The following is a 6,315-nucleotide window of genomic DNA, read 5'->3' on the forward strand; positions in this document are numbered from 1 at the left end:
TCATGCGTCGATAAAACTAGGCGGCGGCCAGCCGCTTGAGTACCAGTTCGCGCGGGAACAGCGCGACGACCGCGTCGACCGACGGCGTCTGTGCCTGGCCGGTGAGCAGCACGCGCAACGGCATCGCCAGCTTCGGCATCTTCAGACCATGCGCGCCGATGCACTGCTTGATCAGGGCGCCGATCGCCGGAGCTTCCCAGGCGACGTCCCTGATGCCGGCGATGAAGTCGGCCAGCGCCGGCTTCGCTTCCGGCGTCAGGTGCTGCGCCAGCAGTTCGGCGTTGGGCGTCAGGTCGATGTAGAACACTTCGGCAGCGTCGGCCAGTTCATTGAGATTGGTGACGCGCTCCTTGTACAGGCCGATGATCGCTTCGAGCGACGGTGTTTCGGTGACGACGACCCCGCGCGTTTCCAGGCGCGGCTTGACCAATGCGGCCAGGCGCGCGTTGTCGGCGAGCTTGAGGTAGTGGGCGTTGAGCCAGTTCAGCTTTTCGGTGTTGAACTGCGCGGCCGAGGGGGTGATGTGGTCGAGATCGAACCAGGCGCAGAACTGTTCCATCGAGAATACCTCGTCGTCGCCATGCGACCAGCCGAGGCGGGCGAGGTAGTTGAGGACGGCCTCCGGCAGGTAGCCGTCCTCGTGGTACTGCATGACGCTGACTGCGCCGTGGCGCTTGGAGAGCTTCTGGCCGTCGTCGCCGAGAATCATCGACAGGTGCGCGTAGAGCGGCACCTCGGCGCCGAGCGCCTTCAGGATGTTGATCTGGCGCGGCGTGTTGTTGACGTGGTCGTCGCCGCGGATGACGTGGGTGATCTGCATGTCCCAGTCATCGACGACGACGCAGAAGTTGTACGTCGGCGTACCGTCCTGACGGGCGATGATCAGGTCGTCCATCTCGGCATTGGCGATCTCGATGCGGCCCTTGACCAGGTCGTCCCAGGCAACGACGCCGTCGGTCGGATTTCTGAAGCGGATCACCGGCTGGACGCCGGTGGGTGGCGTCGGCAGCGTCTTGCCCGGCTCCGGGCGCCAGGTGCCGTCATAGCGCGGCTTCAGTCCCTTGGCGCGTTGCTCCTCGCGCATCGCGTCGAGTTCTTCCGGCGTCGTGTAGCAATAGTAGGCGTGGCCGTCGGCGAGCATCTGCCGGATCACTTCCTTGTAGCGATCCATGCGTTGCATCTGGTAAAACGGCCCCTCGTCATGCGCGAGACCCAGCCACTCCATCCCGTCGAGAATCGCCTGTACCGCGGCAGGGGTCGAACGCGCGACATCGGTATCCTCGATGCGCAGGACGAATTTGCCCTGATGGTGGCGGGCAAACGCCCAGGAAAACAGCGCGGTGCGCGCGCCGCCGATGTGCAGGAAACCGGTCGGGGAAGGGGCGAAACGAGTGCGAATCATGATTACGGGCCGAAAAGCGAAAGGCCGTATTGTAAGGGATGTTCGCCCGCGCACGGGGCGCTGGGCGGGCCGAATGCCCGTCCCGAGGGCATTCGGCGGGTCTTGTCTCAGTAGCCCGGTGGCGGAGGCGGCGGGTTGCCGGGCGGTGGTGCGGGAATGGTTCTGCCGTCCGTCGTCGGTGGTGATGAATAGGTAACCGGCGCCTGTTGCAGCGTTCTGGCCATTTCGGCAGAGACCGGAACCTTGTGGCCGCGCGCGTACATGCACTGGATGTAGGCGTTGTCGTACTGGCGCTGTGTGCCGTAGGCTGAGCGCTGGCCCGTTTCCGATCCTGCGACGGTGCCGAACAGCAAGCCGGTGCCTGCGCCGACGCCGGCGCCGCTTTTGCCGCCGATTGCCGCGCCGGCCACCGCGCCGACCGCGGTTCCAAGAGCCGCGCTGCGTACCGTCGAGTCGCTGGCAGCTTTTTCCGCAGTCGTGCCGCCGATCTGGTGGAACGCATAGCGCTGGCATTCAGCATCGTCAAAGCGGAACTGCTCGAACGTCTTTCCCGTGCCGGGCAAGGCCATCTTGCTCGGACCGGTCGGTATGCTGGTGCAAGCTGCGAGGGCGACGATGGCCACAAGCCCGAATGCGACGTGGATTTTTTTCATGATCGTTCTCCGGGTTACCTGCCTGATTGCGGACGGGGAAGGACCTTCAACCATCCGCCGCGGCATTCGCGCACGTCGGGATAGTAGCCTTCGGGCGACTGACAGTAGTACCAATAGCCGGAGGGTACGACCGTTTCCGCGGGAGGTGACTGCTCGATATAAACGGGTGGTGCCGGCTGTTCGATTACGACCGGGGGATAGTACGGCGGATAATAGTAAGGATGCGGGTAATACCACGGTCCCCATACCGGACCGACGACAATGCCGACGCCGACACTGCTGTGGCGATGCGCCCGGTCGGCAACCGCATCGCCGATGGCGCCGATACCGAGCAGAAGAGCCATGGCAACGGATAGCGCTTTTTTCATCTGAAACCTCTTTGCAGACTCGAACGAAAACAATCTTGCCGGAGAGTCCGTCTGTCCGGCGGGGTGATATTTTGAACCGATTCAACTCCATCGGCAGCGCCGCGCACGGGACGTTTGTAACGATATGTTTCGAGTGCAGTGCTCGCCTCGTGTATTGGATGATGGATATCTGAATGTTAAATAATTTGACCACGTGCCGCGCTTATGGTTAAATATCGCGCCTCTAACGGGCAGTTAGCTCAGCGGTAGAGCACCGCCTTCACACGGCGGGGGTCACTGGTTCGATCCCAGTACTGCCCACCAGTTCGAGATCGACGGAAACCCGCACAGCGCAAGGCTCTGCGGGTTTTTTGTTGTCTACGCGATTCGAGTTGAAATTTGGTGGATTCTGCGTTTGGCCCACCCTTGGCCCAGATCTGGCCCATCGTTGGCCTTTCGGCTTGAACCAATTAACGAACAGTTCCCACAACGACTACTGCTTTCTTTGCCCAAGTTCCTTACAAGGATCCGGTTGTTGAGGTGTTTGAGCCTCTCGGGTCATAGGTTGAGGAGTCTGGTATGTGTTCAACCAGTTGCTCAATTCGGCAACCAAAATAGCTACACAGGCGATCTAGCACATCTGCTGTTGGGTTGTATCCGCGATGGTTGGCCAACTTGGAGAGCGTCATCCGATGGATGCCTGTGCCGTCGGCGATTTCTACGAGCGTTACAACGCGGTTCTCTCGGAACTCTTTTTCAGCTATCAGTTCTTTCAATCGGAATCGAAGCATCACGACACCTTTGTTGTGCAAGTGATGCGTAAATATATCAAAAATAGTTGACAAACTGCATTCAATGCCTGCAATGGGCTTTGTGTGATGCATATATGCTTCATACAAAGCCCATTAAATTCATTGGAGATTGTCGATGAGCGCAACTTATCTTACAACCGACGAGCTTTCGTCTCGAATTAAATACGATGCCCGCACCATCCGAGAACGCTTAAAGGATAGCGTTCTCATTGAAGGAACTCACTATATACGTCCTTTTGGTGGGCGCAAGATTCTCTATATCTGGGAGAAGATCGAAGAGGATATGGGGGCTGCAAAAATGCAGGTCTTCTCAATCCCCATGGCTAATGGAGGAATGTGCCATGGGTAGTATTCGCAAACATAATCAGACGCAAAACCTATTCTTTGACTTTCGGTTTAAAGGCGTTCGCTGTCGTGAGTACACGGTATTGCCCGATACTCCAAGTAACCGAAAAAAGATGCTGAAGCTGATGGATAACATTGAATCAGCAATTTTGCTCGGCACCTTCAACTACCGCCTGTTCTTCCCCAACAGCAAGAACGCTGCGAAGTTCGACGTAATTGCCTCGGGTGTGAAAGCGGAGGATGTTTCGGCGCCCTCGACGCCGATGACCGAGGCCGTCAATAAATCCAGCCCGCTGTTCAAAGACTTCGCCGAAACCTGGTTTTCAGAGAAATCGATTGAGTGGCGCGCGTCGCACAAGAAGACCGTGCGCGAGGTGATCGACAAGCGGCTTTGTCCTCGTTTCGGGGAACAGGAGGTCGGCAGAATCACCAAGGCAGACATACTCTCGTTCCGTGCAGATCTCGCCAAAGTTCAGGCACGGGGCAAGACCAGTGTGTTGTCCAACCCGCGGATCAATAAGATATTGAACCCGCTGCGGCAAATCCTCAATGAAGCGGCCGACCGATTCGATTTTCGCACGCCTTTCCAGAACATCAAACAACTCCGGGTCAAACGGGTCGACGTCGAGCCCTTCACCCTGGACGAAGTCAAACGGATGATCGATACCGTCCGCGCCGATTTCCGAAACTATTTCACCGTTCGCTTCTTCACCGGGATGCGTACCGGTGAGATCGACGGGCTGCAATGGAAATACGTCGATTTTGAACGCCGGCTGATCCTTGTTCGCGAAACCATCGTCGATGGCGAAGAGGAATACACCAAGACCGACGGCAGCCAGCGCGACATCCAGATGAGCCAGGTCGTCTATGACGCCCTGAAGGAACAGGAGCAGGGCACTCGCCACCTCTCCAAATTCGTCTTCTGCAACCGCGAAGGCCATACGCTTGATTACCGCAACGTCACCAAGCGCGTCTGGCAGCCCCTGCTTCGGCACCTTGGACTCAAGGTTCGCCGTCCCTATCAGAGCCGCCATACCGCCGCCACCCTGTGGCTGGCCAGCGGTGAATCCCCGGAATGGATTGCTCGGCAACTGGGCCATACGACGACGGAGATGCTCTTCCGGGTGTATAGCCGCTACGTTCCCAATCTCACCCGGCGCGACGGCTCGGCCTTCGAACGCCTGCTGACGTCGGCGATCGGCGACGGCGGCCGTCAGGTTGTTGTCCCGGATAACAGCACCGCCACCCAAGCGATGGGGGAACGGGCATGAACACTCAATTCGCGAGCCTGACGGCAACCATCACGCCGACCGTGGTGCACGCCCATTACCGGCTGACCAGCCTGATGCGTCTCCCCGGCAAGACCGGGCCGGGCGTCTACAACGAAGCCACCCTCTATTACGCGGGAGAAGCCCTGCGCATCGCCTGGACCTCACCGACCGTCGACAGCCGCCTGCGCCGGGGCGACATCGTCACCGTCCGGGAAGGGCGGGCGAGGGCGCGGCAGTCCGCGATGCTCCCGGTGCTGCGTATCACTCGCGTCGACCAACCGGTGGCCGCGGTCAATCCGTTCAAACTGGTACCGCCGTCATGGGTTAACGACCGTACGATCGCGCAGCGCGCCACGGCGCTCTGGGAGCAGATGGAACGCCCGCTGCAGCATCTGGTGAATGCCGTGCTCTGGGACGGCGCGCGTTTCTACCGCTACGTCACCGGACCGGTCTCGACCGCCGATTATCCCGCCCCGCCCGGCGGCAATTTCCGCCGCGCCGTCGCGCTCGCCGAAGAAGCGCTGTTGCTGGCCAACGGCTTGCCCAATGTCGCGCGCGGCGTGCTCATCGCCGCCGCCCTGTTGCACGATGCCGGCAAGGCGGATGATTTCCGTCTGGCACCGGATGGCCGTGGCCTGACCCTGAGCGAGCGAGGGCGCTGGATCGGTTACCAGAACACCATCCTCGAATGGCTGGCCGTCGCCCGAACCAAGGCCATCGTACCGGACGCCGTGTACCTCCTTCTGATCCACGTCTTGGTGGCCCTTCGCCGACCACCGGAATCCCCGCAGGCGATCGAAACCGCCATCCTGAATGTCGCACGCGGCTTCGTCGACAGCCCCGAACGGCTGCGTCGGGACGACAGGCTCATCGCGTGCGCCCCGCAGTCCCTACACTGATCAACGCTCGCGGTGCCGTCGACACGACGTTGACGGCGCCGCCCCAAGAAATACGGAGATTTTCATGACTCAACCGACGTTCATGCTAGGCTGCCGCACCGAATGGCAGCGCCTCAACACCACCGGTCTCTCCGAAGCGGAAGGGCTATTCCCTACATTCAAAGCCGCATTTCGGGAGTCATGGGTGGACCATTTCGCCGCGCTGCGCGTCGTGTGGCGACTCGTCGCCCAGAGCGGGCGACGTGGGTGAAGGAGCGGACGCCCATGAAGCCCCATCGCTGCCCTCCCACCCGGACCACGGTCCGCCTGAAACCCGGACGGCTTCTCCGACTGCCTCCCCGCTTCCTCAAATACGCGGGTTGGCGAACTGGAGACGTTCTGCTCGTGCAAATCGAAAATGCCCATCTTGTCTGGACACGGCTGCCGGATGAACGGACCTGGCGGATCGATCGTCTGCGCCGGCGCACCGGATCAACGGCGAACAGTGATGCAGCCAGCCGAAGAATCCGAACCTTCGGTGATTTCCTTGGCCTGCGACGGGAACGAACCGGGCAAACGAAATTCTTTGACTCGATACTCGACTGTT

At 60.2% G+C, this 6,315-nt stretch carries 9 protein-coding genes and 1 tRNA gene; 6 read left to right on the forward strand and 4 right to left on the reverse strand.

Going from position 1 to position 6,315, the window contains the following annotated elements:
* Positions 1 to 16: 16 nt before the first annotated feature.
* The 3 genes from gltX to BO74_RS08790 all read right to left on the reverse strand — a co-directional run bounded on the left by gltX (position 17) and on the right by BO74_RS08790 (position 2,423).
* Positions 17 to 1,402 carry a glutamate--tRNA ligase gene (gene gltX / locus BO74_RS08780; protein WP_496441605.1) on the reverse strand — a complete coding sequence of 462 codons (1,386 nt, stop codon included), beginning with the start codon at positions 1,400 to 1,402 and terminating at the stop codon, positions 17 to 19.
* 107 nt (positions 1,403 to 1,509) lie between these two features.
* Positions 1,510 to 2,055 carry a glycine zipper family protein gene (locus BO74_RS08785; RefSeq protein ID WP_496441607.1) on the reverse strand — a complete coding sequence of 182 codons (546 nt, stop codon included), beginning with the start codon at positions 2,053 to 2,055 and terminating at the stop codon, positions 1,510 to 1,512.
* A 14-nt stretch (positions 2,056 to 2,069) separates the two neighbouring features.
* Positions 2,070 to 2,423 (reverse strand): hypothetical protein, encoded by a 354-nt coding sequence (locus tag BO74_RS08790; protein ID WP_496441609.1) that lies wholly within the window; start codon positions 2,421 to 2,423, stop codon positions 2,070 to 2,072.
* A 228-nt stretch (positions 2,424 to 2,651) separates the two neighbouring features.
* On the opposite strand from BO74_RS08790, the gene BO74_RS08795 reads away from it, so the two are divergent.
* Positions 2,652 to 2,726, forward strand: a tRNA-Val gene (locus BO74_RS08795).
* A gap of 194 nt (positions 2,727 to 2,920) precedes the next feature.
* Here BO74_RS08795 and BO74_RS08800 read toward each other — a convergent pair.
* Positions 2,921 to 3,286 (reverse strand): helix-turn-helix domain-containing protein, encoded by a 366-nt coding sequence (locus BO74_RS08800; protein ID WP_496441611.1) that lies wholly within the window; start codon positions 3,284 to 3,286, stop codon positions 2,921 to 2,923.
* 43 nt (positions 3,287 to 3,329) lie between these two features.
* Between BO74_RS08800 and BO74_RS08805 the strand changes: the two genes are divergently transcribed.
* The 5 genes from BO74_RS08805 to BO74_RS08825 all read left to right on the forward strand — a co-directional run.
* On the forward strand, positions 3,330 to 3,563 hold the full coding sequence (locus BO74_RS08805; protein WP_496441613.1) for a hypothetical protein: 234 nt from the start codon (positions 3,330 to 3,332) through the stop codon (positions 3,561 to 3,563).
* On the forward strand, positions 3,556 to 4,830 hold the full coding sequence (locus BO74_RS08810) for an Arm DNA-binding domain-containing protein (RefSeq protein WP_496441624.1): 1,275 nt from the start codon (positions 3,556 to 3,558) through the stop codon (positions 4,828 to 4,830). The genes BO74_RS08805 and BO74_RS08810 overlap by 8 nt, the downstream gene beginning before the upstream one ends.
* Entirely contained in the window at positions 4,827 to 5,729 is a 903-nt protein-coding gene (locus BO74_RS08815; RefSeq protein ID WP_496441615.1) for a hypothetical protein, read from the forward strand. The genes BO74_RS08810 and BO74_RS08815 overlap by 4 nt, the downstream gene beginning before the upstream one ends.
* Positions 5,730 to 5,793: 64 nt before the next feature.
* Complete coding sequence (locus BO74_RS08820; protein ID WP_496441617.1) at positions 5,794 to 5,979, forward strand: hypothetical protein; 186 nt, start codon at positions 5,794 to 5,796, stop codon at positions 5,977 to 5,979.
* A gap of 134 nt (positions 5,980 to 6,113) precedes the next feature.
* Positions 6,114 to 6,315, forward strand: a 202-nt coding sequence (locus BO74_RS08825) for a hypothetical protein (protein ID WP_496441619.1), incomplete at its 3' end; no start/stop codon positions are given.

Source organism: Propionivibrio pelophilus DSM 12018 (assembly GCF_059569095.1).

What these genes read in the sequence shown, in the direction of transcription:
- gltX (WP_496441605.1), bottom strand. Translation starts at nt 1,402, where the DNA reads ATGATTCGCACTCGTTTCGCCCCTTCCCCGACCGGTTTCCTGCACATC.
- BO74_RS08785 (WP_496441607.1), bottom strand. Translation starts at nt 2,055, where the DNA reads ATGAAAAAAATCCACGTCGCATTCGGGCTTGTGGCCATCGTCGCCCTC.
- BO74_RS08790 (WP_496441609.1), bottom strand. Translation starts at nt 2,423, where the DNA reads ATGAAAAAAGCGCTATCCGTTGCCATGGCTCTTCTGCTCGGTATCGGC.
- BO74_RS08800 (WP_496441611.1), bottom strand. Translation starts at nt 3,286, where the DNA reads ATGCATCACACAAAGCCCATTGCAGGCATTGAATGCAGTTTGTCAACT.
- BO74_RS08805 (WP_496441613.1), top strand. Translation starts at nt 3,330, where the DNA reads ATGAGCGCAACTTATCTTACAACCGACGAGCTTTCGTCTCGAATTAAA.
- BO74_RS08810 (WP_496441624.1), top strand. Translation starts at nt 3,556, where the DNA reads ATGGGTAGTATTCGCAAACATAATCAGACGCAAAACCTATTCTTTGAC.
- BO74_RS08815 (WP_496441615.1), top strand. Translation starts at nt 4,827, where the DNA reads ATGAACACTCAATTCGCGAGCCTGACGGCAACCATCACGCCGACCGTG.
- BO74_RS08820 (WP_496441617.1), top strand. Translation starts at nt 5,794, where the DNA reads ATGACTCAACCGACGTTCATGCTAGGCTGCCGCACCGAATGGCAGCGC.